This window comes from Desulfonema magnum (genome assembly GCF_017377395.1).
GTDB classification, from domain to species: Bacteria; Desulfobacterota; Desulfobacteria; order Desulfobacterales; family 4be13; genus Desulfonema_C; species Desulfonema_C magnum.
Genome location: NZ_CP061800.1, coordinates 3694625 through 3721248 on the forward strand (window position 1 = coordinate 3694625; position 26624 = coordinate 3721248).

Genomic DNA, 26624 nt, shown 5'->3' on the forward strand with positions numbered 1-26624 from the left:
TTGAAAAGAGACGTTATGCTTCATATTTTTCAAAATGAGGAGTTTATACAGTTTAAACTCTCTTCGGAAATTAAAATCGTAAATAATGTCATTCAAAATGTCAGAGGCTATTTAAAACAATATTCAATTGAAGACAATCAGGCATTCATATTAACACTAAGAGAATTGCTGAATAATGCCATTGAACACGGAAACAGTAAAATTCCCGAGTTAAATGTTACTGCGAGTATCGAACGTATCGGAGACATGCGTTTTAAAATCGTCGTTGAAGACGAAGGCAAGGGGTTTGATTACGAGGCCCTGGATCTGAATATGCCTGATGATCCCAGCCAGATTCGTAACAGAGGGCTGAGTCTGGTCAACACTTTTTCCGATCAGCTCGAATTCAGCAGCAAAGGCAACTGTGTCACGTCTTACATTACGCTGACTCGGGAAACCCGTTTTGATGTTACTGACGACACATCCTGGAAAGTTATTAGACCTACAGGCGATATTACCGCGGAAACTGCTGAAGCCTTTCGTACACTTTTGTTAAACTTAATTAATGAAGGCCATTATAAATACCGGTTTGATTTGTCTGATGTGGAAGACATAGACTCAATTGTTCTAAGTATATTTGTCATATTTTCCAATATGGTTTCAGACAGATTCCCCGAGGCTGAATTGCAAATTGTTCATACGAGCAAAGACATTATTAACTTATTCCGTATGACCCGTTTGGATAACAATTATACTATTTCATAAACAGGAGATTCGCGCGTAATGGATTTCGGTCAGGATATTCTTGATGAGTTCGTTATTGAATCACGAGAACACTTTGAACACATAGAAGACGAAATATTGGAACTTTCCCGGCAGAAAGAATCGCCGGACAGGGAACTCGTGGATAAGATATTCCGTTCAATACATTCAGTTAAAGGAGCGGCCGGTTTTCTCGGATTGGACCAGATAGGGAGACTGACTCACGTTATGGAGACATTGCTTTCCATGGTGCGGTCAGATAAAATGAAGCCGGAGACATATTTTATCAACTCACTCCTTGCAGGTGTTGATATTCTCAATATTATGCTGGAAGACGTTGATCAAAGTAATGAGGTTGATATTTCAAGTGTTTATGACCGTCTGAATGATCTGCTCAAAGGTGCGGATTATCGGGAGGTCCGAAATGATCTGAAAACTGATATCTGTTTAGAAAACCCTGATGAATGGGAAGCAGGGCTAAAAATCAACCGGCTTGCCTTAAAGAATCTGCCTTCAGCTCACCGATTTCTCTATATTCTGAAATACGATCTTCTGGAACTGTCCAAAACCCTTGGAAAAAGTCCGGTGCTGCTTATTCGGGAGCTTTTGGATATCGGTGAAATCGTGGATTCAAAAATTGAGGTCTGTTCCAGGGATTTAAGCGAAGGGCTGCCCGAGGGACCCCTGAAATATTTCGTGCTTTACTCCACCAGCCTGACACCGGATATCATTAAGAGTGCCCTCCAAGTGTCTGAAAATGATATTATTCCTATTGATAAGGAAAAGCTGCTGGATACAGATGCCGGTTCTCTTAACATAAATTCTGTGATCATGCCATCAGTCTTACCAGAACAGGCCGTGTCTGAACCCCATCCGTCTCCCATTCCGAAAGACAGGGATCAACAAGAAACAGCCCCGGCAGGAGATGCTTCTCACTCTGAAATCGCACCGTCAGTCTTACCAAAACAGGCAGCGTCTGAACGTCATCGCTCATCCGTTCCAAAGGACAGGCATCAACAAAAAGCAGCTCCGGCAGGAGCGGCTTCTCAGTCTGAGGAGCGTCATGATATCCGTGTTGATCTGGAAAAAGTTGATCTTCTGATAAATCTTGTCGGAGAACTGGTGATTGCGGAATCCATGGTAACAAATAATCCTGATCTGGCAGGTCTTGAATTGGAAAATTTCGAGCATTCAGCCCAGAATTTACGGCGGATTACTAGCGATCTTCAGGACGTGGCAATGTCAATGCGAATGATTCCGCTCTCAAAAACTTTCAGAAAAACAGTCCGTCTTGTGTATGATCTGTCAAACAAGGTGGGCAAGAAATGCAAAGTGGAACTCATCGGCGAAGAAACCGAAGTGGATAAAACGGTTATTGAGCATATCACTGATCCGATGCTTCATATTATCCGTAACTGCGTGGATCACGGCATTGAATCTCCTGAAGAAAGAAAAGCAGCGGGTAAGCCTCAGAGCGGTGTTATTACCATTGAAGCAAAACATGAAGGCGGTGAGGTTCTGATTCGCATATCAGATGACGGACGGGGCCTGAACCGGGAAAACATATTGGAAAAAGCCATGAGAGTGGGGATGCTCAAGGGTAATAAAGATTATTGCAGTGACCAGGATATCTTCAGACTCATCTTTGAGCCTGGTTTTTCCACAGCCGGAAAGATAACTGATGTTTCCGGGCGGGGCGTAGGTCTGGACGTGGTCAAAAGAAACCTTGAAAAACTGAAAGGCAGGACAGATGTCAGAAGCGTACCGGGCAAAGGGACTTCCATGATTCTCAGAATACCTCTGACGCTCGCTATTATTGACGGAATGGTTGTTCGTGTGGGAACAGCCAGTTATACGATCCCCATGCTGTCCATACGCGAATCTTTCCGACCGGATTTTGCCCAGATCACAGCGCCCATGGACGAGCAGGAAGTCGTCAAGGTTCGGGACAAACTGATTTCTGTGGTGCGTTTGCATAAGTTGTATAACATTGTTCCCCGGCATACCGAACTGCACAAAGGAATTCTGATCAATGTCACATCAGGCAACCGAAGCGTCTGTCTTTTTGCTGATGAAATTATCGGACATCATCAGACAGTTATCAAAGGAATGCCAAGTTATGTGGCATCTGCCCGGGGAATTTCAGGCTGCACCATCATGGATAACGGTGATGTGAGTCTGATACTGGATGTGGGAAGTATTATAGATATGAGTGAGAGAGATATATGAAACTTGAAATTGTTACATAAAAATATATGAAAAATCGCCGGATTTCGAGTTTCGAGTTTCAAATCACAAATCACAAATCACAAATCACAAAGGAGAAAAAATTTATATGACAGACAGTCAGGACAAAGATTTCACAGATGAGGATCTTTACGATGATGAGTTTGAAGACACACAGAAAGACAAGTATCTGACCTTTGACATCGGCAAAAGTGTTTATGGAATCGAAATTTATTATGTTATTGAAATTGTCGGTATTCAGAAAATTACCGAGGTTCCGGATATGCCGGATTTCGTGAAAGGCGTGATCAACCTGCGCGGCCAAGTCATTCCGGTGATGGATGTGCGGATCCGTTTTCGTATGAAGCAGCGAGAATATGATGACCGTACCTGCGTGATTGTGGTTCGTAACGATGACACCACCATCGGGCTGTTAGTAGATACAGTAAAAGACGTCCTTGATATTCCCGAAAATGATGTCTCTCCTCCGCCAAAGGTGAGCGAGGGAAACAGCCGCCGTTTTATCAAAGGCATTGGCAAGAGCAACGATGAGGTAAAAATACTTTTAGATTTAAATAAGCTCCTTTTTGATGAGACGCTGGATTCCCTGCCGAATTCATCGCAGTCTTAAATTTTTGCAGCGCGGGTCCATGTTAACAGTGCATATCATAACGGAGGAATGAATTGTTTATATCTCCTTAAATAACAGAAATTTTTATAAATGTGACTTGTCATTCACAACGGACAATAGAATTTTCATATTTTTTTCATAACACCTAACACTTTTTCATATAAACGGCCATGAACTGCCGGTCACAACGAAAAATGAAAGTTTTGCAGTTTTTCCTAACACTTAACACTTAACACTTAACACCTGACACTTTCATATAAACGGTCATGATCTGCCGGTCACAACGAGTGATGAAAATTTTACTGTTTTTTCTAACACTTAACACCTGACACTTTCATATAAACGGTCATGATCTGCCGGTCACAACGAAAAATGAAAGTTTTATAATTTTTCCTAACACTTAACACTTAACACCTGACGCTTTCATATAAACGGCCATGACCTGCCGGTCACAACGAAGTATGAAAGTTTTGCAGTTTTTCCTAACACTTAACACCTAACACTTAACACCTGACACTTTCATATAAACGGTCATGATCTGCCGGTCACAACGAGTGATGAAAATTTTACTGTTTTTTCTAACACTTAACACCTGACACTTTCATATAAACGGTCATGATCTGCCGGTCACAACGAAAAATGAAAGTTTTATAATTTTTCCTAACACTTAACACTTAACACCTGACGCTTTCATATAAACGGCCATGACCTGCCGGTCACAACGAAGTATGAAAGTTTTGCAGTTTTTCCTAACACTTAACACCTAACACCTAACACTTTCATATAAAATATGAACAGATTATCCTGATAAGGAGAATATCGTGCTGAAAAAAATAAAAATAGGAATGAAGCTCTCTCTCGGATTCGGATTTGTGCTTGCACTAACCGCTTTGGTTGCTTTCGTGGGCATTTATGATCTCAACAGCGTACAAAATGGGGTAGAAAAGGCTGACAGCGTCAATCTGATTGCCAGACTGCTTCTTGAGACAAGACGACAGGAAAAAAATTTCATTATCATGAAAGATTCCGCTTATATTGAAGAAGTGCGGAAGGAAATTGAAACTATCTTAGAATATTCTGAAATAACAAAAAATAAATTCATCAAACAAATAAATGCCGACCAAATGGACCAGGTGATAAAACTGACAAAAAATTATGAGAACGCGTTTAAAACATATGCGGAGGTGACAGAAGAAAAAAATGCCCTTAAAGAACAGATGGAAAGCCATGCCGCAGATGTCCTGACACAGGCCGAGGCCATTCAGATGGATCAGAGAGAACAGTTGGAAAAAATGAGATTATATCATGCGGAACAGATGAAAAATAAAAATGTCATGACAGATGACATATATGTACTCTTCAATTATGTTTTTGAAGCAAAAAATTATGAACTGCTTATGATGGATGATAAAAAACAGTTTTTGAATGAATGGAGGACTGTGAATCAGAAGATTTACGCGCTTGTAAATGATATGAAAACACGGTTAAAAAAAGAAAGCAAGAGGTTACATGCGGATAAAATATTTGAAAAATATAAGGAACATGAAGCATCTGTGCTAAAATATTTAGACACAGAAAGTGAGATTGAAAAAAACAGACTGCTTAACACAGGCACGGCCGTGGTGCGGCAGATAAACGCCATAAGGGACAGTAAGGAAAAGGAACTTGCGAGATATCATACAGCATTTGAAGCCGAACTTAATGACAGGGCCAGCAAAATTTTTGATCTGAAAGATATTATCAAATCATTTATCGCATCTGAAAAAAATGAAAAAACATTTATTCTCTCAAATGATATCAAGTATCAGGACATGGCGAAAAAAGACCTTGCAAAAGCAGTTGATCTTGCAAAAACGCTTTCCTCCGAATTTAAATCTGAGCTGAATGCAGAACTGGGACAGGCATTAATTAAATCGCTTGAAGATTACGGAACTGCCTTTGACCGTTTTGTTTCTCTTTTCCTGAGTCAATGGGAAACATACCCCATAATGGTGAAAAGTGCCCGTGAGGCCCAGAATGTGTGCGAAGAGGCGCATACAGATCATAAAAATAAAATGTTTCATGAAATCCGTTCTTCAAAGTGGATCATCTTCATTGCCGCAGTTGCTGCGATGGCTATTGGCTTTATTGCCGCATTCTTTATTACTCAGAGTATTGCCACCCCCATTCGTCAGATTACGGACTTTGTGATTAAATTGAACAAGGGAGACCTCTCCGAGCGTCTTCCCATGGGCCGAGCTGTGAATTGTTCAGAAATCCTTGGCTGCGAGGATAAAGACTGTAGCTGTTTTGGCAAAGAAGCCGAGTGCTGGACAGAAGCCGGTTCATTTTCAATGTTTCCGACATGTTTCAGAGTCATCCAAGGCGAGCATTGCCATACATGCAAGGCATATAAAAAAGCTGCTCCGAATCAGCTTGAGGAAATGGGTCTGACGCTGAATGCCATGGCACACACATTGAATATCAAGGCGAATGCGGCCATGGGTATTGCCGGAGGAGATCTGGATCAGACGATCCGAGTCACTTCCAAAAAAGATATTATTGGTCAGGCACTCAGGGACATGATTGAGGGGCTGAATGACCTTATCCGTCAGGTGAATGAAGCCGGTACAGAGGTGGCTTCGGAATCATCACAGGTCGCGGCTTCCAGTCAGTCTCTTTCCCAGGGGGCCGCGGAGCAGGCATCCTCGCTTGAACAAGCCAGCAGTTCCATGATTGAGATCGGGTCCCGGACCAAAGCCAACGCGGAAAACGCGTCCCGGGCCAATGAACTTGCAGGCCAGACCAAGAAATTGGCTGAACTGGGGATGCAGGAAATGAAAGACATGATTGCTGCCATGGCAAATATTAACAGCGCGAGTCAGGCCATCGCCAAAATTATAAAAGTCATTGATGAAATTGCTTTTCAAACCAATCTGCTGTCACTGAACGCGGCTGTCGAGGCTGCCCGTGCCGGCCGTCACGGCAAAGGATTTGCTGTCGTAGCCGAGGAGGTGCGTAATCTTGCAGGCCGAAGCGCAAAAGCTGCAAAAGAAACTGCCGAAATCATCGAAGGTGCTGTAAAAAAGGCGGAAAAAGGAAATGAAATTGCCAGTCAGACTGATCAGTCGCTGAACAGAATCATGGAATCTGTAACCAAAGTGGCGGAACTCATTAATGAAATTGCCGCTTCATCTGATGAACAGGTTCAGGCAATTGCCCAGGTAAATCAGGGGCTTGGAGAAATTGACCAGGTGACACAGCAGAACGCTGCCAACGCCGAAGAAACTGCTTCGGCTGCCCATGAACTTGCGGAACAGGCGTCTTACCTGCAAGAGATTCTTGGGCAGTTTAAATTGAAAAAAACTGTTCAGGACTGATCTCATTCCCATGCTTGCGCGTGGGAACAGCATGAGCAAGACTGATCACTTCCATGCTTTCGCGTGGAAATGACATGAGCATGTCATCCTGCCTGTGAACAGGCAGACATGATGTAAACCCGATAATTTAAGGAATAGAAAAAAATGTCAAAACTTTTTGAAAAGACCACGATTAACGATATGACACTGGCAAACCGGTTTGTCCGTTCAGCCACATGGGAAGGGATGGCGGATGAGGATGGTTCATGTACTTCCCGGCTGACTGATTTAATGGTGGAACTGGCCCGGGGCGAGGTGGGATTAATTATCACAGGCCATACTTATGTTCGCAGAGAAGGACAGGCCGGTATCCGTCAGTTGGGGGTATATGATGACAAACTGCTTCCGGGTCTCAGTAAGATGACCGAGGCTGTCCATAAATCAGGCGGTAAAATTGTCATGCAGCTGGCCCATGCAGGATGTCATGCGGCAGCCCATCTGACAGAGCTGGAACCCTTAGGGCCTTCGGTCATGGAAAATAAAAAAGGGCCAATTTGCCGGGAAATCACCCTGAAAGAGATTCAGGAGATAGTAAACGCTTTCGGAGAAGGAGCCGTCCGCGCTCAGAAAGCCGGTTTTGACGGTGTTCAGATCCACGGGGCCCACGGATATTTTCTGAGTCAGTTTCTGTCTCCTTTCTACAATAGAAGAGAAGATGAATATGGCGGAAGCATTGAAAACCGGGCGCGTATTGTTTTGGAGGTGTTCAGGAGCATCAGGGCGGCCGTGGGAGATCATTTTCCAATTCTGATCAAGATAAATTCTGAAGATTTTGTGGAAGGGGGCCAGACGCAGGAAGATATGCTTCAGGCAGTGGCAATGCTGGAAAAAGAAGGGATTGACGCCATAGAACTCAGCGGAGGAAGCCAGCGATCAAAACCTGCTCTGTCGCCGGTCAGAGTGGGGAAACTGGATTCTGAAGAAAAAGAGGCTTATTATCGGGAAGCAGCCAGACGTTATAAGAAAAAAACAGGGGTTCCTCTGATGCTTGTGGGCGGAATTCGTTCTTATGATGTGGCTGAAAAATTGACGGATGAGGGGATTGCTGATTACATTTCTCTGTGCCGTCCCCTGATCCGTGAGCCTCATCTCATCCGCCGATGGAAAGCAGGCGATACCCGAAAATCTCCCTGTCTGTCAGATAATCTGTGCTTCAAACCGACTATGAAAGGGCAGGGATTATACTGCGTCACAGAAGAGAGAGAAAACAGCGCGTCAGCATAACCCGATGTGTGCTTTCCGGAGTGCAAAAATAGAGCGAAGCGGTTTTTTGCAACAGAGCGAAAATCTTTTCCGGAGTGCAAAAACAAAGCGAAGCGCTTTCCGGAGTGCAAAAATAGAGCGAAGCGCTTTTTTGCAACAGAGCGAAAATCTTTTCCGGAGTGCAAAAACAAAGCGAAGCGCTTTCCGGAGTGCAAAAATAGAGCGAAGCGGTTTTTTGCAACAGAGCGAAAATCTTTTCCGGAGTGCAAAAACAAAGCGAAGCGCTTTCCGGAGTGCAAAAATAGAGCGAAGCACTTTCCGGAGTACAAAAATAGAGCGAAGCACTTTCCGGAGTGCAAAAATAGAGCGAAGCGGTTTCCGGAGTGCAAAAATAGAGCGAAGCGGTTTTTTGCATCCTGTCGGAATTGGATTTCTGCAAAAAACCGCTTCGCTCTATTTTTGCACTCCGGATTTACAGATTTCCGCACTCCGGATTTATGTTATGCAAAAAACCGCTTCGCTCTATTTTTGCACTCCGGATTTACAGATTTCCGCACTCCGGATTTCTGGTTATGCAAAAAACCGCTTCGCTCTATTTTTGCACTCCGGTTTTACGGATTTATGCAAAAAACCGCTTCGCTCTATTTTTGCACTCCGGATTTACAGATTTCCGCACTCCGGATTTATGGTTATGCAAAAAACCGCTTCGCTCTATTTTTGCACTCCGGATTTATGATAAAATGCGCTCAGAAGGACACCGCCGCCAAGAGCAATGAGAGAACTTATGGCAAATAAGACAAATGAACTCAGATGTTCGTATAAATAGCCGTTAAAAAAAAATCCGGCCATCATACCCAGGCCATAGCTGACAGCGTTATTTATCACCTGTCCTGTTGTCTTTGCCTCATCCGGCGAAAGCAGATCAATGTAAAGAATGCTGGCAATGTGAAATGTCCCGTATGTGACAGCGTGTAAAATTTGTGAGATAAGGATGACAGCAGGTGATTCAGCCCAGCAAAGCAGGAACCATCGTAATGCCGCAACCATAAATGAAAAAAGCAGAACATTCTGAATGGAGAATCGCCTGAATATCTTGTCTGAACTGATCATGACAACAATTTCGGCAACAGACGCGAGCGCCCAGCTCATACCGATAAATACTTTTCCGTATCCCAGGGTTTCAAGATGTATGGAAAAGAAGCCATAATATGTGCCATGACTCATCAGCATCAGAAAAGCACAGATCAGGAAAATGACCACACGCTTTTTAAAAAGCGATTTTGCCCCGGCAATGAAGGAATTCTTTCTGACCATCGTGATATTGGGGATTCTGAGTGCAAAGAGAGCCTGCGCCAAAGAGCCGATAAAAATCGGCAAAAGAATGATTTTCACAGAATACAGGTCAATAATCTTCCCAAATACGGTGACAATCATAATAAAGGCGATGGTTCCCCAGGCCCTTACCCTTCCGTAGCTTTTCTTCTCTCTGCCCAGAATATCCATGCTGAAAGCTTCCATAAAGGATATCACAGGCCCGTAAAATATTGTATAGCATACTGTAATAATCAGCATTAAATAAAAATTATCTGTAAAAAGATAAAATATCCATATGAGCGTACTGGTAAAAGTACATAAGATATAGATCGGTTTTCTGATCTGAAAACGGTCTGCCAGTCCCCCCCATATGAGAGAGAACAGAACCATCACGGCGGATCTGAGAGCGGAGAGAACACCGATCTGAAAACCGCTGAATCCGAGGTGGTAACAGTATAAATTAAAATAGGGCAAAAAAATCCCCAGCACTCCGAAATATAGAAAGTACTGGGAACTTATGATAAATTTGAAAGCCCCCTTATTGTTTTTATCCATCAGCTTGTCCAATTTTTGTTTTGCGGAATATTCTTTTTTTGAGCGGGGTTGCAGCCCATATACATCAGGCTAAGTTGGCCGGACGGGGTTTGCAACCCCGTCCGGCAAATAACTTGAAGCTTTTAACCCGGATGTACAAGGTTTGTCAAAAAGAAAAGCTGAGTCCCTGTAGTTTTTGTTCCCGGATATGAAATTATAAAAATCTGCAACAAGTGCAAGGAAGCAGGATAAGAAAAGGAAAAAAAAGTCCTTTGTTACCTGGCTGTTCCGTAGTTTTGTTCTTGCTCTGCCCGGACAGTTATGCTATGCAGATAAAAGCTTATTTCAATATAAACAAACAATATAATCCAACCTTGTCAGTTCAAAGAAAGGAGTGTGATGTGGTTATAAACAAACCCGGAAATGTTACAGACAGGATCATATTGCTGGGTCGCAACGAGTCAAGTGTCTATATTCTGAAAGGAAAAGATGAATATGCTCTCCTGGGAGGCGGCATGGTTCATATTGTTCCTGAGATGCTTGACCAGTTAAAAGAATTGAAAATCGAACCGGAAAAGATAAAACGGATCATTATTCTTCACTCTCATTTTGATCACTGCGGCGTTGTTCCCTTTTTTAAAAAACGCTGGCCCTGGGCAACGATAACCGCATCGGCAAAAGCAAAAGAACTGTTATCCTCCCCCAAGGTTATCAAAGCAATTGAAAGCATGAATCAGTCGCTTATTGAAAAGCAGGGACGGCAGAAAGAAGCTGAGGAACTCGGACTTTCCTTTTCTGGTATCGCTGTTGAGGAGGTTATCAAAGGCGGCGACACCCTTTCCTGCGGGGAACTGACTCTGGAAGTGATTGATGTTCCGGGTCATTCCTCATGTTCCGTTGCCATCTATGTTCCGGAAGAAAAGGCCATGTTTGCTTCGGACGCAGGGGGGATTCCTTTCGGAGACGAGGTTTTCACAGCCGGAAACTCCAATTTTGATCAGTATCAGGAAAATCTGAACAAGATGGCCGCTTATGATATTGAGATTTATCTTCCCGAACACTATGGGGCCAGGATTGGTGAAGATGCGCGTAATTTTCTGAAAAAATCAATCATCGCGGCCAAAGAAACCCGGAAAATACTGGAAGAATCTCTTCAGCGTACCAAAGATTGGAAAAAAAGCGTTGGAGAAATGACTGACAAAGTGATGGAAAAGGCACCGGCTGACTTTCTTTCAAGGGATATTATCTCTATTGTTATGGGACAGATGTTAAAATATCTTTCCAAACAAATGCCTAACACCTAACACCTGACACCTGACACCTAACACCTGACACCTAACACTTAACACCTGACACCTGACACCTGACACCTTAATATATAAGGGGAAAGAAACATGATTGTTTATTTCAATAACCGTTTTATTCCCAAGGAAGAGGTAAAAATATCCCCTGATGACCGAGGGTTTTTATTTGCCGACGGGGTTTATGAAGTTATTCGGTCATATGATGGAAAATTATTCAGGGTTGAAGATCATTTGAACCGATTGGAACGAAGCCTCCGGGAACTCCGAATCAAGGGGCCGGATACGAAAAATTTTAAGACGATTGCTGATAAGCTGATACAGGATAACCATATGGGGAATGGTGACGCCGCACTTTATATTCAAATCACACGGGGAGCCGCGACACCTCGGAAGCATGTTTTTCCGGATAAAGAAACTCCTCCCACAGTTTATGCGTATGCTTATCCTTTTCAGTCACCTCATGAGGAATGGAAAAAGGGAATCAAAGTTATTCTTGTTCCTGATATACGATGGACCCGTTGTGATATTAAATCAGTGGGCCTGCTGCCAAATGCAATGGCCTGTCAGCAGGCCAGGGAAAACGGAGCGGGAGAAGCTGTGTTTGTCCGTGACGGAGTGATTACCGAAGGGTCCCACACCAATTTCTGTGCAATATTTGACAAAGAACTTGTTACTTATCCTAAAAGCAATTATATCCTTGCCGGGATTACCAGAAAAGTGGTGTCAGAGATTTGCAGGGAACTGAATATTCCTGTCAGAGAATTTCCCATTTTTGAAAAGGATATTGAAAAAGCAGATGAGTGTATGGTTCTGGGCACCACCACTGAAGTCATGCCAGTTGTTCAAGTAAATGATCATATCGTGGGAGATGGAAAACCAGGGCCTCTGACAATGAAATTACAGCAGGCATTCCGTGAGCGTGTAACGTAACTTTTTTGAACGCTTCCGGAGTGCTGAACTTGCAGTTTGGCGATTTTTCGCATTTGCCACTTTGCCGTCCTTTGCCGGACGGGGGGTGCAAGCCCGTCCGCAATGTTTCACAGGATCACTGGCAAAGCACCCGTCGGACGGGATTGCAAATCCCGTCCGGCAAAACGCCCGCGGCCTTGTCAGAGGGGACAGATTTGCAGAATTTACAAATCCGATTTAAAAAACTGCTCCGAGCTGGTAATTGAATCTGATCTTTTTGAATATTCGGTGGGTACGGTTCCTTCTTTAAAACATTCAAAAATCGTTTTTTTTGTCTCAGGAATGGCTAAAAGACCATTTTCCGCATCAATCTTGGAAAAGACAACCCCCCGGGGCACTTTAAAAACCCTGACCGGCTTGTCCGCAAGCACCCGCTTCATAAAACTGAGCCATATGGGACTCGCGGTTCTGCCTCCGTTTTCCTTCTTTCCCAAAGAGCGTTCCTCATCAAAGCCCACCCAGATGCCGGTAATATATTCAGGCGTATATCCCATAAACCATGCGTCCCGATGATTATTTGTTGTTCCGGTCTTACCCGCGGCCGGCCGATTTAACGCCCGGACCCTGGTCGCGGTTCCCTCTTTGATCACACTCTCAAGAAGACTGGTCATTACATAAGCAGTGCTTCTTTCAATAACCTGTTTTTTTTCAATATTCATTTGCTCAATCACATTTCCATCCCGATCAATGATTTTTGTTATGAAAACAGGTTCGATCAGTTCTCCGAGGTTCGCAAAAACCGAATAGACTTTGACAAGTTCAAGCAGAGAAACGCCGGACGCTCCCAGAGCCAGCGAAAGATCGCCGTATAAATCAGACATGATACCGAGTTTTCTGGCATATCCTATGGTATAATCCACGCCGATATCTCTTAAAATCTGTATGGTTGCCAGATTACGTGACTTTGCCAGGGCTTTTCGGAGAAGAATAGGGCCGTAAAATTTTCTGCCGTAATTCTGAGGTTTCCACGTCTTGCTATGTCTTGAAGGTTTATAGACAATGGCATTATCAAGGATCTCGGTCGCAGGCGTGTATCCCTTGTCAATTGCCGCTGCATATACGATGGGCTTAAACGCGGACCCTGGCTGACGTCTGGACTGAACCGCCCGGTTGAACTGGCTTTCCCTGAAATCCCGTCCTCCCATCATTGCTTTTATGAGTCCGGTCCCTGCTTCCACACATGCCAAGGCCCCCTGAACTTTGGGGGTTTGTTCCAAAGCAAGATTCCACAGGGATTCTTCCTTATTTTTTCCTTTAATTTTCACCCAGATGACATCACCGGATTTTATCTTGGATATTTTTGCCCATCGCATATCAGCAGCACGGATCGTCCCCCGGTCATTTCCCATACGAACCGCTATGATTCTGTCCTTTTTGCTCACCCCGATCACCACACCTTTTACGATCTTTCCTTTATACAAACCCGGGAAGGTGTCTTTGTTCAATTTTTCCTGGAGTTTTTTTGAAAATTCTTCAATTTCTTCTAATTTAAGATGCTTAACCGGCCCCCGGTACCCGTGACGTTTGTCAATGACTCTTAAGCCTTTGTCAATTTCCTCCCGGGCCGCTTTCTGCATTTCAATATTTACAGCCGTGTAAACTTTAAGTCCGTCCCTGTATAATGCTTCCCTGCCATATTTTTTTTCAATATAACGCCTGACATGCTCTGTATAAAAAGGAACCTGTTCAATGTACAAATTTCGCCTTGGTTTTATGTCAAGCGTTAAACTGCCAGCTTCCTTTGCCTGTTTATCGGTGATATATCCTTCAGTGACCATCCGATTTAAAACATATAGTTGCCGTTCTTTTGCTTTTTTCGGATTTTTGAAAGGGGAATTTTTCCCGGGGGCCTTGGGAAGTCCTGCCAACATGGCGCATTCTGCAAGATTCAGGTCTTTTGCAGATTTTCCAAAATAGTTTTCTGCCGCGGCACCCACTCCGTAGGCACCATGTCCCAGATAAATCTGGTTCAGATATAAAAAAAGGATTTCCTCTTTGCTAAAGGCCTTTTCAATGCGGTATGCAAGAATAGCTTCCTTGAGTTTTCGTTCATACTTTTTTTCAGATGTCAGCAGGAAATATTTTATGACCTGCTGGGTGATGGTACTGCCCCCCTGAACCACGGTTCCGGCTTCCACATTTTTTAAAAACGCTCTGATAATACTTGTTATATCAACGCCCTTATGTTCAAAAAATCTTGAATCTTCTGCCGCGACAAATGCGTTAATCAGCATTTTCGGCATCTGGGACGGTGAAAGTACAATTCTTCGTTCTTCATAAAATTCAGCGATTTTTCTGTTATCGTCCGAATATACGGTAGTAATTCCGGGGGGACGATAATTCTTTAAACAAGAGATTCGGGGAAGGTCTTCATTAATATGGGAATAAATAAAATAGATAGCGACAGTCGTAGCAATGCCGCATATCATCATAAAAAAGGCTGTCCAAATGAACCATCGGGCAATTTTGGAGACATATCCTTTTTTTTTCTTTTTTTCATTTCGTTTTGATACCTGAAAAACGTGTCTGTCTTTTAACATAAACAAATATACCTGGCCAATTACTTTTTTTGTGATATATTATTAATAATTATCAAATACTTAAATCTTAATTTTTTATGTTATCAAATCTTGGCCTGTTAAGCAAGAAACTTGCTTAATGAATGAAAAAAATTATGTAATTTTTTTTACCCAATAAAAATCAGATGGTTAAATCCCAAAGAATCTTTTCTGGCCTGCGAAAAAGCATTTTTCGCACTCCGGAGAAAATATCGGAAAACCCGCTTTCTCTTAAATCAACAGCATTGGGGAAAATCCCGGCATATGTATCAGGATGAGATCATAACTCCTTATTTTTATTAATCCATAATTTGCCTTTGCCGGACTTTTGCCGGACGGGGTTTGGGTTGTTATCAATTATTCGCTTTCCTCCGCTGGAAATTCGGATCGGCTGAGTTCGGATTTGTATTGGCCTGTTTAACTAAAAAAGAATTTGACTTTGTGCCGTGTTATGGTTACTCAATTTAATGCAATAAACGCTTATGAAAAAGCCGGGTTTTTCGCCCCGGTTATGAAAATGTTTTCAGATAGAAAACCCGGGTTTTCAAAATGTATTTTCACGGTAAATGATAATAAAATAACGATGAGGGATAATTGAAATGATCAAACTTGACTTTGATAAGACGGGCGGTCTGTTGCCTGTCGTGGTTCAGGATTATGAAACCAATGAGGTTTTAATGCTTGCATTTATGAATGAGACAGCATGGGAGGCAACACTTTCCACTAACAAAGCCACATACTATAGCCGATCAAGAAAAAAATTATGGGTAAAAGGGGAATCATCCGGAAATGTACAGAACGTAAAAGAAATCAGAATTGATTGCGATGATGACACCATTCTCCTGAAAGTTGAGCAGGTGGGCGGGGCAGCGTGCCACATGGGATATAAAAGCTGCTTTTTCAGAAAGGTTGAAGACGGCTCTCTTACGGTTATGGGAAAACCTGTGTTTGATCCCAAAGAAGTATATGGTGAGACAAGTCACTAGCGGAAACCCGGGCGCATGAAAATCAGCGGACTGAATCACTGACTGAAAGACGACGCGGCCGAAACACGGTAAAGCGCAGGCTAAAACCGTCTGATGGGCAATTTCGAGAATTGAAGGCCCTGGCTCGCGGTTCCGCGTTTACGCAATTTCTGTGAAATGGGAATGTCAAAAAATTAAGACAGAACTGCGAGAACCTTCATTATCAAGGTATCCGGAGTGCCAGACTTGCAGTTTGGCAGAGCTGTGAAAACTTTCAATCTGCTTAAAATCAGACATCGTCCAGGTATCCGGAATGCCAAACTTGCAGTTTGGCAATGTCATCAGATACTCAAGGTATCCGGAGTGGCAAACTTGCAGTTTGGCAATGTCCTCAGATACTCAAGGTATCCGGAGTGGCAAACTTGCAGTTTGGCAATGTCCTCAGATACTCAAGGTATCCGGAACGCCAAACTTGCAGTTTGGCAATGTCCTCAGATACTCAAGGTATCCGGAGTGCCAAACTTGCAGTTTGGCAATGTCCTCAGATACTCAAGGTATCCGGAGTGGCAAACTTGCAGTTTGGCAATGTCCTCAGATACTCAAGGTATCCGGAGTGGCAAACTTGCAGTTTGGCAATGTCCTCAGATACTCAAGGTAGCCGGAGTGGCAAACTTGCAGTTTGGCAATGTCCTCAGATACTCAAGGTATCCGGAGTGGCAAACTTGCAGTTTGGCAATGTCCTCAGATACTCAAGGTATCCGGAGTGGCAAACTTGCAGTTTGGCAATATCCTCAGATACTCAAGGTATCCGGAGTGCCAAACTTGCAGTTTGGCAATGTCATCAGATACTCGGACCGGAGACAGCCCCTGCCAAACTGAAAGTTTGGCACTCCGGAAAGCGGGCTTATTCGGGATCCCCAACATGCAACTCATAAAAAATACTCATTTTCTGAAGGAGGAAAAAATGAAAAAGGGAACATTCATCAGCTTAATTATTATCTTGACCTTGGTGACTGGAATAAGTTTTGTCACGCCGGCCTTGGCCGTTGTGGCCGGCGGGCACCTGGAAGTGACAGATATCACGGGCACAACAGCGGCCTTCAGTGCAAGTTACAACGAGATGATCAAGCCCATTGAGAAGGGGGCCTGCTGGGATACGACGGATAATCCGAACCCGACGCGAGAAAACTGCTTTGGTCAGACTCCGGTCGCCAATAACGGAGGAATGATTGAGGGGCTGTCTCCCAATACCTCTTACAATTTTGTTATTTACTCAATACTGGCTGACGGTGACGTGCTATACTCAAGGTCGAGCGACATGGTGACTTTTACCACAACACCAGAGGAACCTACAACCACAACTACAACCACAGAGACAACAACCACAACCACAGGGACAGCAACCACAACTACAACGACGGGGGGCACTACGACTACGACTTTAACTACAACCATAACTACAACCACAACTGTTCCCAGTGGAAATAAATATACGATCTCAGCCACATCAGGAGAAAACGGAAGCATAGACCCGGCAGGCGATATCCCGTTAGATGAAGGGACAAACTGGTATTTTCTGATGAATCCTCATCCCGGATATAAAGTCGCAGATGTGACAGTGGATGGAGAATCACAGGGAGCAAGAACCACCTATGCTTTTCAGAATGTTTCTGACAACCATACCATTCATGTCACCTTTGAAACGAGTACAGAAACTCAATATACAATTAAAGCCACATCAGGTGAAAACGGAAGTATCAGCCCGCTTGGTGATATAGTGGTAAACAAGGGGGAAGACAGGACCTTTATAATGGCGCCTGATGTCGGATATAAAGTGGCGGATGTGACCATAGATGGAAAATCAGAAGGACCAAAAACCAGTCACACTTTTACAGATGTTATGAAAAACTATGAAATCCATGTCACCTTCGTCCCTCTGAGCGGAGGCACTCAATATACAATAAATGCGACAGCAGGGGAAGGAGGAAGTATAGGCCCCCCGGGCAGCGTTTTGGTGAATGAGGGTGAAAGTAAGGCATTTTCAATGTATATGGAGACCGGATATATCGTGGAAAATGTCTTGGTGGACGAACAATCCATGGGGCCGATAGAGAATTATACTTTCCCAAATGTCACCGCTAACCATACCATTCATGTAACCTTTAAGAAAAGCGGGGTAACATATATAATCACAGCCACGTCAGAAGAAAACGGAAGTATCAGCCCGTCCGGTCAGATTCAGGTGCCCGAAGGAGAAAGCCAGACCTTCACCATCTATCACAGTTGTGGATATATCGTGGATGATATTTTGGTAGATAATAAATCCGTAGGCTCCGTAAGCACTTACACGTTTCCGTCTGTCATTAAAAACCATAGCATCCATGCAACCTTTACGTTCCCCGGAGTATGCCTTCCCGGTGATGCCAACGATGATGGAAAAATAACGCTGGAAGATGTTATATATAACCTTCAGGTCATAAGCGGGAAAATTGAGAATTGAGAATTGAGAATTGAGAATTGAAAATTGAAAATTTTACACCGGAAGTGGTAAGCTTGGAACCCGAAACATGAAAGATAAGCTGTCAGTTTCTATTCTCAATTCTCCAGGCGGTTCTGATAATTGTTTCCAGGTCTTCATATCGGGGCTTCCATCCGAGCTGTTTTCGGATTTTGTCGGAATTGGCCACCAGTACGGGGGGATCACCGGGTCTTCTTTCCGCTTCAATGACTGAAACGGGCCTGCCTGTCACCTTCCTGGCTAACTCAATGACTTCCCGAACTGAATATCCTCTGCTGTTGCCAAGATTGTAAACCGCACTTCTGCTTCCGTCAAGAAGCGCGTTCAGAGCCAGAAGATGTGCCTGTGCCAGATCGCTGACATGAACATAATCTCTGATACATGTGCCGTCGGCCGTGGGATAATCTGTGCCGAAAATTCTGATGTTTTCACGTTCTCCTGTTGCGGTTTTGAGAATCAGAGGGATCAGGTGGGTTTCAGGAGTGTGCCGTTCCCCGATTTTACCAGACTCATCTGCCCCGGCCGCGTTAAAATAACGCAGGCTCACATATCTGAGATTGTATGCAGAATCGCAATCTTTCAGGATTTGCTCCACGAAGTTCTTTGTTCTGCCGTAAGGATTGGTGGGATCACACGGATGATTTTCGGTGATCGGGATGTTTTCAGGTTTGCCATACACAGCAGCCGAAGATGAAAAAATGAAACATTTCACGTTATGGCGTAACATTGAATTTAGAAGATTTACTGTTCCGGCCACGTTATTTTGATAATATTTCAGCGGAAGTTCAACCGATTCCCCGACAAGGGAAACAGCCGCGAGGTGCATTACCGCGTCAATTTGGTATTCCGAGAATATATCATCAAGTAATGATTTATTCTCAAGGCTGCCTTTAATGAACAGCCCGCCTGTGACCATATCCCGATAACCTGTGGAAAGATTGTCCAGCGTAATCACATGATGCCCCGCATGAAGCAGTTCCTTAACAATATGACTGCCAATATAACCCGCGCCTCCCGGGACCAGTATTGAATATTTTTTCATTTCAAATAGTTTCCGATAAATGAATGGGTGTGTCCCACCTTTTACATAAAAAGATGCTTTTTAAGTTCTCTCTTTGGCGGCGGGATTGAACTGGTTTTTGTTTCCAGTTATCATAAAACAGGTCCACATCAGCCGGCTTCCGAGATTCTCTTCGCACATAGTTGAGCATTTTCAGTTCGTTGACAGTGATATTCGAATAATATCTGGAAGGGATACGTTTTAAAAACACGTCACTTGTATCTGTATGAAAATAAATCCTTCGGGATTCATGACCTTTCAAATCATAGCTGACCATTCTGATTGACTCATTTTTCAAAAATTCAACAACAAATGATGTAATTTTTCTCCCCACTCCGTTTTCTTTGGAAATAGCCGGAAGCAGATGGGCACCGCCGAATGCCTTTGCAATCAGAGAATGGCGATTTCCCCCCAGATTCATAATCCGGTTGATCAGCAACTCCATTGCATTAATGCCATAACGGGCCGGTGCGTCAAAATGTTTCATATCTGCCTTTCCCGGCAGGAGAATATGATTCATCCCTCCGATTTGTGTCACGGGATCAAACAGACACACTGCCACACATGACCCTACCAGCGTTTCTATGACTGCTGGGCGCTTGCTCGCATAATATTCACCGATGTAAATACTGGTTCTTTTCTTCACTTATTTTATATCTTCCATTTCAGTCTTTCGAGTCAGGTTTTAATTCTTCTCCCACGCTTCGCACTACGTCCAGTTCGTCCTCGGACAGCACTTTGTCCATATCGAGAATGATCAGAAAATTCTTATCCTGTTTTCCAATGCCTTTGATAAATTCGGTTCTGAGCCGGGTCCCAAGCCGGGGAGGCGGATTAATTTGGCCAATCTGAAGATTAATCACTTCCTCCACCGAATCTGCCAGCAGTCCCATTTGCGTCAGTTCACCGTCAATTTCAAGCTCCACGATCACGATGCAGGTGTCCGGTGTTTCCTGACTGGCCTTCATATCCAGGCTGAGTCTCAGGTCAATCACCGGGACCGCATCGCCGCGCAGGTTGATCACCCCTTTGAGAAGGTCCGGCATTCGGGGAACTTTGGTGATAACAGTAATATCCAGCACTTCCCGAACTTTATTAATTTCAAGGGCAAACATCTCTTCCCCAAGTCTGAAAGTAAGATACTGATTTGATTGAATTCCTTCGCATTGATCCATAATATTCTCTCCTGATAGGTCATTTGTCATTGCCGAGCTTGTGTTACGGAGCAGAAAAATTTTTTCGAATGAACTAAAAGGAGCGCTGAAATTACATGTTAGCAACAGATGATTCCCGGTAGTCAGGAATACCCAAAGCGGGCTAAAATGTAATTTCAGCACTCCTTTTTCTGGCAACGACGTAAGATGCTTAATATCGTTGAAACTCGCTGTCATTGGGTCCGTCTATATCTAAAACGAATCCTCCCTCTGCCCCTTCCTCTGTAAAAAGTCCGGGCAGATGCTTTTCCAGTTCAGCATGATTCATGTTCATATTTGAAGACTTCTGAGATGTCGAGAGCCTCGGAATACTGGCATATGACAGTTTGGAAACTTTAAAAAATGAGGCAATGTGCAAAAGGTGTTCTGCCTGGGAGGAGAAGCTTTGACTGGTTGACGCCATTTGTTCTGTCCCAACAACATTCTGCTGGATGACCTGGTCCAGCTGCTGAACAGCGTTATTGACCTGTGCGATGCCGCCAGCCTGCTCTTTGCCGGACGCGCTGATTTCCTGAACCAGTTCCGCTGTTTTCCGGATTCCGGGCGCTATTTCTTCAAAAAGCCTGCCAGCTTTTTCGGCAATTTCAACACTGGACACAGAGAGCAGACCAATTTCTTTGGCCGCGGTCTGACTGCGTTCAGCGAGTTTGCGAACTTCAGACGCGACCACTGCGAATCCTTTGCCGTTTTCACCGGCCCGGGCCGCTTCAATGGCTGCGTTCAGCGCCAGCATATTGGTCTGCCGGGCGATATCTTCAATAATGCTGATTTTGTCCGAAATATGCTTCATGGCCTGAACTGTCTCTGCGACTGCTTTCCCTCCTTCCTGAGCATCCAGAGCCGCTTTCATGGCAATTTGGGAGGTCTCCCGGGCATTATCGGCATTCTGCTCCACTGTGCTGTTCATTTCCTCCATGGAACCTGAAATCTCTTCAACGGTCGCGGCCTGCTGATTCGCGCCATGGGCCATTTCCTCAGCACTGGTACTCAGCTGTTCGCTGCCAGAACTCACTTGTTTTGCAGCGGTCTGAACACTGATGGCAAACTGGTTGAGATTTTTGATCATTATATTGATATTATTTCTGATCTCGTTGAAATTTCCCTTGTATGCCTGGGTAATCTCCTCTGGAATATCTCCTCTGGAAATCTGATCCACATATCCGGCTGCCATTTTCAAAGGGCCGATCACCGCATCCAATGTATCGTTAATACCTTTGACGATACAGGCGTAGTCTCCGCCGAATTTTTCCGCATCTCCGCGGGTATCAAGTTTACCCGCGACCGCGCTTTTTGTCAGCATGACAGTTTCCGCTACCAGACCGTTCACGACATCAATGAGATGATTGATATTCTGTCTGATTTCATTGAAATCTCCTTTGTATTGTTCGCTGATTTTATCAGGAATATTCCCTTTGGAAATCTGATTCACATATCCGGCCGCCATTTTCAGGGGGCTGATTACGGCATCCAGGGTTTTGTTCACCTCTCTGACAATTCTGGCATACTCGCCCTCAAATTTCTCCGCACTTCCCCGGTTATCAAGATCACCTTCCAGGGCTGCCTGCGTCAGACTGCTGATTTCCTCGAGAATGTTTCTGATGTTGCTTACCATTGTGGAAAGTGATTTTCCCAGGACATCCTTTTCTGACAAAACATTTACCTCCACCGACAGGTCCCCGCCTGCAACTTTTTCCGCCACGTCAACTGTTCCTCTGAGATTGGATATTAATATGTTGAGATTGTTTATGATCTCGTTGAAATCTCCCTTATATTCATCTGTGATCTTCTCAGGAAAGTCCCCTTTGGAGATACGGTTTACATAAGCTGCCGCGACATTTAACGGTCTGATGACCGAATCCAGCGTATTATTGATGCCGCTGACAATTCTTGCATAGTCACCGCCAAATTTTTCAGGGTTTCCCCTTGTGCCAAGTCTTCCGTTCACAGCACTTTCCGTCAGCATGACGGTTTCGGCCACCAAGCCATTTACGACATCAATACATTGGTTCAGGTTTTTCCTGATTTTGTTAAAATCCCCCTTATATGCCTCGGTAATTTTTTCCGGAATATCCCCTTTGGATATCCGGTCAACATACTGAGCCGTGACATATATCGGAGAAACAAATGCCTCAATGAGATTGTTTATTCCGTGAATAAGTTCACGCCAGCCTCCGTCAAAAGCGTCTGATTTGCCCCGGGTATCAAGTCTGCCTTCCCGAATCTGAAGCGTCAGCGTATTTATCTCTTTGGCAACATCTTTTATCTGGTGTTGCATGCCACGAAAAGCCTGTGCCAGCTTGCCGATTTCATCTTTCTGATCAATGGTTATCTCTTTATTCAGGTCACCGTCTGCAATGATTTTTGACACGTCTGTAAAATATTTTATGGATATGATGATCGGCATAAAAATAAAAATCAGCAGCAAACCTGATACGAATGATAAAACAATGTTTAATATAATCATCAAATCTCTGACAAAAAGGGCAGCTTCATTGACAATAGGGGCAAATCTTGAACTTCTTTCGTTAATCGAAGCAATACCATCCAAAAACTTTTTTTCAAATTTTTCAAGGGGAATTATTTTTCGATCCAACTGTTCCAGAAGCTTCTGTAAAGCATACATATCCGGAGGACCCGAGGCCGCAATATCAAATGCCATGCCAAAACCGAACCACCTGAACAATGTCCTTTCTGTCTTACTTGTAACAATAAACACGCCCTGTTGGAGTTTCACCATTTCTTCTGTTAATTGAAGGATGCCCATTTCCTGGCTGTTGTCGGACCTTGCATTTAACATCTCATAAGCCAGGGATCGGGAATTGTCGCTCCCTTCTTTCATTAGCCGGACATATTTCCGGGCATGAAATTGAAGAAGAGTTGAAAATTCAATATGATCTCTTTCCATCTTTTGCAAATGGTTCGCTGTTGCAATTTCCGCCATTCCCCATATGGAAAATAAGGAAACCGTCAGAAAAACACCGAAGATAATTATGAATTTGGTTTTAATTGGTAAGTTATTTAATACAGATGACATTGTTTAATATCCTTTTGTGAAAGCGTCCGAACCACTGATTGACACTGATGAACACAGGTTGCACTGATATCTTTCACATTCCGTCGAATTCACGGGTAACATTTAAGCCTGTTGATATTTTTCTTGAAATTTTGAAATATTACCTGCGTAATATAAGTTTTGTCAGAACTCGGGACGGGTTGATTTTAATATAAAATTTTTAAAAATCAGACGGTTACACTGAAGATGCCGGGAACCCGACAATCCGCTGATTTTTCAAACAAATCCAGACTTTAAGGATAACCGAAGATCAGATATTGGCAAAGTTTCTCGTGGAAGAAGGTAAGATCACACCGGAACAGATTTCCGCTATTCCCGGCATGTGCCGGATCAATGCGTGGGTTGCGGAATCTGCGAGCCGAAAACTGGCCGATTTGAAGTCAGTAACAATGAGCTGCATATCTGCCCGACCGACAGACTTCACAAAAAAGAATTACCGAAATCATAGCTTCTCTTGTGAACGCGCCGACCCGGCATTGGTTCAGACTGCCCTGAACGCTGACACTCGATGGTCAAGTTTTTTTCTGTCATTCCTGCGAAAGCAGGAATCCAATGCTTCCGGAACGCTGCGTCGGCCAAAAACGGATTCCTGCTTTCGCAGGAATGACAAGTTTTTTGTTCGAATCGGGTCAGAAAACTTGATCATCGAGTGACAAAAAATACATATTGTTCATCTGTTCTATGGCATAGCTATAGAAAAAAATCAAATGCAATTTGAAAAAAATAATCTTTTGTTTATAAATAATTTTTTTGTGTTATCGAGTTATTTATTGTATGAAGATGGTTTGGTGGCCCTGCAAAGGTCGTGATGAATCCCGTTCAGTCCCCCGAATAATCAGCCCGCTGAATCTTATCACCACTACTTGCGCAGGACTGGCGATGGTTTTATGGTTGATTGTTGAACGAAAATCATATAGACTATTGGTTAGTTGAAAAGCATTAAAATAAAGAGAGCAAGTAATCCTTCTCATCAAAAAAATATAAACATGCAAGACATAATCATTAATGGACAGGAAACTGAGTCTGACAGTGAGCTTGCCAGTTATGGGCGATCCGGTGTTTGGCTTCGCGTCACCCGCTTCCCAAATAACAACTCTGTCACGCTCGGTCCGGATTGGCAAATCCGAACCGTTCCGAAGGAGCTGTCAATCCCCCGGAGCAGAGAAACGGATATGAGCGAAGAAGAATTAAACAAACAGGTCAGACAAGGCGAAAAACATAATGGCACACCGAGGTAAAAGAGCATTCGAAATCACAGATGAGGCCGTCCACCTGCTGCGCCTCTCACCATTCAGTCTCCTTTCTGTTTATTATATCGGGACCCTGCCTTTTATCCTCGGCCTGCTTTATTTCTGGGGAGATATGAGCCGAAACGCCTTTGCAAGAGAATATTGCGCTGTCTCCTCATTTGGCATCGCCATTCTGTTTGTGTGGATGAAATGCTGGCAGGCTGCTTTTCTGGTTCACGTCAGAAGTCAGATCAGCCGAAAGCCAATGCCTCACTGGTCTTTCCGTCGTATGATGAGCCTGGCCGTGACACAGACCATCATCCAGCCCACCGGATTTATTGTCCTGCCCGTGGCGCTTATGCTGACAATTCCTTTTGGCTGGTGTTATGCTTTTTATCAGAATGTTTCCGCGGAGGATGACGGTGAATTTCAGGATACAAAACAGATATGCAAAAAAGCGTGGGAACAGGCAAGACGCTGGCCCAGACAAAATCACATCCTGTTATTTGTTTTTTTTCTTTTTGGCAGCTTTATTTTTCTGAATCTGGCTGTCACTGTTTTTTTACTCCCGAGGATGCTGAAAACGCTTCTCGGTATTGAGACCTTGTTTACAATGAGCGGACTGAGTGTACTCAATACCACTTTTTTGGCAGCGATATTCAGTATCACTTATTTATGTATGGATCCGCTGGTAAAAACAGTCTATGCGCTCCGGTGCTTTTACGGATCATCCCTTAAATCAGGAGAAGACCTGAAAGTGGAATTGAAAAACTTTTCCCTTTATGGAAAAAAACTGGTTATGATACTGCTTTTTTTTTCCTGGATGCCAAATGCTGCCCTGGGAGGAATGGAGAATGGAGAATGGAGAATGGAGAATGGAAATTTGAATTCTCAATTCTCAATTCTCCATTCTCAATTCTCAAAAACGATTTCTTCAAAGGAGCTGGACCAATCCATAAATAAAATCATGAGTCAGCGGAAATTCACCTGGCGTATGCCGCGTGAGGAAATTCGGGAAGCATATGAGCCTCCGGGACCTTTTGAATCATTAATGAATTGGATTATAAAAAAAATTAAAAGCTTTGGAAAAACTGTCAAACGATTAATAAACAGTGTGCTGAAACGGCTGGACCAGCTTTTACCTGACAATCACCGAATCAGAGAACTTCGGGCGGCTTCAGATTGGATGCCCTCGGTGCGGAATATCTTCCTCACACTCCTTGTTCTCCTGACATGTATCTTAGCCATTTTCTTCTGGCTGACACGGCGCAAGCGTAAAAAAACTGAGGTGAAAACTGTCAGTAAAGCGATCCCTTCCGCGCCTGATTTAACAGATGATGAAATCAGAGCTGATGATCTTCCGGCAGACCGCTGGCTGCTGATGGCAAAAGAATTGTTGGAAAAAGGTGAACTGCGAATGGCTGTCCGGGCGTTCTATCTGGCGACACTCGCACATTTGGCGGAACATGAAATGATTACCATCGCCAAATACAAATCCAACCGGGATTACCAACAGGAACTTTACAGACGAGCGCATGAAAAGCAAGCCCTTTTGTCTCTTTTCTTAACATGCGTACAGGTTTTTGACAAAGTGTGGTATGGGATGTACGAAGTGAATCAGAAAGATGTGAGCCTGTTCGCCGAGAATTATGAAAAATTGAAACTGGAAATTTGAATCAAACCACAA

At 43.7% G+C, this 26624-nt stretch carries 21 protein-coding genes; 14 read left to right on the forward strand and 7 right to left on the reverse strand.

Annotation, left to right across the window (positions count from 1 at the left end):
- The first annotated feature begins 15 nt into the window (after positions 1–15).
- The 5 genes from dnm_RS14320 (at position 16) to dnm_RS14340 (ending at position 8220) form a co-directional block, all read left to right on the forward strand.
- Positions 16–744: an ATP-binding protein gene (locus dnm_RS14320; RefSeq protein WP_207683313.1), complete on the forward strand. Its 729-nt coding sequence runs from the start codon at positions 16–18 to the stop codon at positions 742–744.
- 18 nt (positions 745–762) lie between these two features.
- The gene (locus dnm_RS14325) at positions 763–2970 is read left to right on the forward strand and encodes a chemotaxis protein CheA (RefSeq protein ID WP_207683314.1); all 2208 of its coding nucleotides are present in this window, start codon (positions 763–765) and stop codon (positions 2968–2970) included.
- 106 nt (positions 2971–3076) lie between these two features.
- Complete coding sequence (locus dnm_RS14330; protein ID WP_207683315.1) at positions 3077–3598, forward strand: chemotaxis protein CheW; 522 nt, start codon at positions 3077–3079, stop codon at positions 3596–3598.
- A gap of 821 nt (positions 3599–4419) precedes the next feature.
- Positions 4420–6957 carry a HAMP domain-containing methyl-accepting chemotaxis protein gene (locus dnm_RS14335; RefSeq protein ID WP_246556327.1) on the forward strand — a complete coding sequence of 846 codons (2538 nt, stop codon included), beginning with the start codon at positions 4420–4422 and terminating at the stop codon, positions 6955–6957.
- Positions 6958–7101: 144 nt separating this feature from the next.
- Complete coding sequence (locus tag dnm_RS14340) at positions 7102–8220, forward strand: NADH:flavin oxidoreductase (RefSeq protein ID WP_207683316.1); 1119 nt, start codon at positions 7102–7104, stop codon at positions 8218–8220.
- Here dnm_RS14340 and dnm_RS14345 read toward each other — a convergent pair.
- Positions 8186–8638, reverse strand: a complete 453-nt coding sequence (locus tag dnm_RS14345) for a hypothetical protein (protein ID WP_207683317.1) — start codon at positions 8636–8638, stop codon at positions 8186–8188. The two genes, dnm_RS14340 and dnm_RS14345, sit on opposite strands and share 35 nt — an antisense overlap.
- Before the next feature lie 63 nt (positions 8639–8701).
- Between dnm_RS14345 and dnm_RS14350 the strand changes: the two genes are divergently transcribed.
- Positions 8702–8935, forward strand: a complete 234-nt coding sequence (locus tag dnm_RS14350) for a hypothetical protein (protein ID WP_207683318.1) — start codon at positions 8702–8704, stop codon at positions 8933–8935.
- On the opposite strand, the gene dnm_RS14355 is transcribed toward dnm_RS14350, so the two are convergent.
- Positions 8911–10068: an MFS transporter gene (locus dnm_RS14355; RefSeq protein ID WP_207683319.1), complete on the reverse strand. Its 1158-nt coding sequence runs from the start codon at positions 10066–10068 to the stop codon at positions 8911–8913. The genes dnm_RS14350 and dnm_RS14355 overlap by 25 nt on opposite strands.
- Before the next feature lie 380 nt (positions 10069–10448).
- On the opposite strand from dnm_RS14355, the gene dnm_RS14360 reads away from it, so the two are divergent.
- Both dnm_RS14360 and dat read left to right on the forward strand, forming a co-directional pair.
- Positions 10449–11351 carry an MBL fold metallo-hydrolase gene (locus dnm_RS14360; RefSeq protein ID WP_207683320.1) on the forward strand — a complete coding sequence of 301 codons (903 nt, stop codon included), beginning with the start codon at positions 10449–10451 and terminating at the stop codon, positions 11349–11351.
- Between the two features lie 90 nt (positions 11352–11441).
- Positions 11442–12281: a D-amino-acid transaminase gene (gene dat, locus dnm_RS14365; protein WP_207683321.1), complete on the forward strand. Its 840-nt coding sequence runs from the start codon at positions 11442–11444 to the stop codon at positions 12279–12281.
- Positions 12282–12484: 203 nt separating this feature from the next.
- Here the strand turns inward: dat and dnm_RS14370 are convergent, their stop codons facing one another.
- Positions 12485–14860, reverse strand: coding sequence for a penicillin-binding protein 1A (locus dnm_RS14370; RefSeq protein ID WP_207683322.1), 2376 nt, complete (start codon positions 14858–14860; stop codon positions 12485–12487).
- 617 nt (positions 14861–15477) lie between these two features.
- Between dnm_RS14370 and hisI the strand changes: the two genes are divergently transcribed.
- From hisI to dnm_RS14385, 3 genes are all read left to right on the forward strand, one after another.
- Complete coding sequence (hisI, locus tag dnm_RS14375) at positions 15478–15864, forward strand: phosphoribosyl-AMP cyclohydrolase (RefSeq protein ID WP_207683323.1); 387 nt, start codon at positions 15478–15480, stop codon at positions 15862–15864.
- Between the two features lie 216 nt (positions 15865–16080).
- Positions 16081–16722 (forward strand): hypothetical protein, encoded by a 642-nt coding sequence (locus dnm_RS14380; RefSeq protein ID WP_207683324.1) that lies wholly within the window; start codon positions 16081–16083, stop codon positions 16720–16722.
- Between the two features lie 85 nt (positions 16723–16807).
- Entirely contained in the window at positions 16808–18343 is a 1536-nt protein-coding gene (locus dnm_RS14385) for a hypothetical protein (RefSeq protein ID WP_207683325.1), read from the forward strand.
- A gap of 82 nt (positions 18344–18425) precedes the next feature.
- On the opposite strand, the gene galE is transcribed toward dnm_RS14385, so the two are convergent.
- The 4 genes from galE to dnm_RS14405 all read right to left on the reverse strand — a co-directional run bounded on the left by galE (position 18426) and on the right by dnm_RS14405 (position 23669).
- Positions 18426–19403, reverse strand: coding sequence for a UDP-glucose 4-epimerase GalE (gene galE / locus dnm_RS14390; protein WP_207683326.1), 978 nt, complete (start codon positions 19401–19403; stop codon positions 18426–18428).
- Position 19404: 1 nt separating this feature from the next.
- Positions 19405–20067, reverse strand: coding sequence for a chemotaxis protein CheD (locus dnm_RS14395; RefSeq protein WP_207683327.1), 663 nt, complete (start codon positions 20065–20067; stop codon positions 19405–19407).
- Positions 20068–20086: 19 nt separating this feature from the next.
- Positions 20087–20596, reverse strand: a complete 510-nt coding sequence (locus dnm_RS14400; RefSeq protein WP_207683328.1) for a chemotaxis protein CheW — start codon at positions 20594–20596, stop codon at positions 20087–20089.
- A gap of 190 nt (positions 20597–20786) precedes the next feature.
- Positions 20787–23669, reverse strand: a complete 2883-nt coding sequence (locus dnm_RS14405) for a methyl-accepting chemotaxis protein (protein ID WP_207683329.1) — start codon at positions 23667–23669, stop codon at positions 20787–20789.
- A gap of 296 nt (positions 23670–23965) precedes the next feature.
- On the opposite strand from dnm_RS14405, the gene dnm_RS14410 reads away from it, so the two are divergent.
- The 3 genes from dnm_RS14410 to dnm_RS14420 all read left to right on the forward strand — a co-directional run bounded on the left by dnm_RS14410 (position 23966) and on the right by dnm_RS14420 (position 26612).
- A complete protein-coding gene (locus dnm_RS14410) occupies positions 23966–24361 on the forward strand; it encodes a hypothetical protein (protein WP_207683330.1) in 396 nt (131 codons plus the stop codon).
- A gap of 333 nt (positions 24362–24694) precedes the next feature.
- Positions 24695–24946, forward strand: coding sequence for a hypothetical protein (locus dnm_RS14415; RefSeq protein WP_207683331.1), 252 nt, complete (start codon positions 24695–24697; stop codon positions 24944–24946).
- On the forward strand, positions 24930–26612 hold the full coding sequence (locus dnm_RS14420) for a hypothetical protein (protein ID WP_207683332.1): 1683 nt from the start codon (positions 24930–24932) through the stop codon (positions 26610–26612). The genes dnm_RS14415 and dnm_RS14420 overlap by 17 nt, the downstream gene beginning before the upstream one ends.
- Positions 26613–26624 lie beyond the last annotated feature (12 nt).

Excerpts from the sequence above, each read along its gene's own strand:
- dnm_RS14330 (WP_207683315.1), top strand. The coding sequence starts at position 3,077 with ATGACAGACAGTCAGGACAAAGATTTCACAGATGAGGATCTTTACGAT.
- dnm_RS14420 (WP_207683332.1), top strand. The coding sequence starts at position 24,930 with ATGGCACACCGAGGTAAAAGAGCATTCGAAATCACAGATGAGGCCGTC.
- dnm_RS14385 (WP_207683325.1), top strand. The coding sequence starts at position 16,808 with ATGAAAAAGGGAACATTCATCAGCTTAATTATTATCTTGACCTTGGTG.
- dnm_RS14400 (WP_207683328.1), bottom strand. The coding sequence starts at position 20,596 with ATGGATCAATGCGAAGGAATTCAATCAAATCAGTATCTTACTTTCAGA.
- dnm_RS14325 (WP_207683314.1), top strand. The coding sequence starts at position 763 with ATGGATTTCGGTCAGGATATTCTTGATGAGTTCGTTATTGAATCACGA.
- dnm_RS14405 (WP_207683329.1), bottom strand. The coding sequence starts at position 23,669 with ATGTCATCTGTATTAAATAACTTACCAATTAAAACCAAATTCATAATT.
- dnm_RS14370 (WP_207683322.1), bottom strand. The coding sequence starts at position 14,860 with ATGTTAAAAGACAGACACGTTTTTCAGGTATCAAAACGAAATGAAAAA.
- hisI (WP_207683323.1), top strand. The coding sequence starts at position 15,478 with ATGATCAAACTTGACTTTGATAAGACGGGCGGTCTGTTGCCTGTCGTG.
- dnm_RS14340 (WP_207683316.1), top strand. The coding sequence starts at position 7,102 with ATGTCAAAACTTTTTGAAAAGACCACGATTAACGATATGACACTGGCA.
- galE (WP_207683326.1), bottom strand. The coding sequence starts at position 19,403 with ATGAAAAAATATTCAATACTGGTCCCGGGAGGCGCGGGTTATATTGGC.
- dnm_RS14355 (WP_207683319.1), bottom strand. The coding sequence starts at position 10,068 with ATGGATAAAAACAATAAGGGGGCTTTCAAATTTATCATAAGTTCCCAG.
- dnm_RS14350 (WP_207683318.1), top strand. The coding sequence starts at position 8,702 with ATGCAAAAAACCGCTTCGCTCTATTTTTGCACTCCGGATTTACAGATT.
- dat (WP_207683321.1), top strand. The coding sequence starts at position 11,442 with ATGATTGTTTATTTCAATAACCGTTTTATTCCCAAGGAAGAGGTAAAA.
- dnm_RS14415 (WP_207683331.1), top strand. The coding sequence starts at position 24,695 with ATGCAAGACATAATCATTAATGGACAGGAAACTGAGTCTGACAGTGAG.
- dnm_RS14320 (WP_207683313.1), top strand. The coding sequence starts at position 16 with ATGCTTCATATTTTTCAAAATGAGGAGTTTATACAGTTTAAACTCTCT.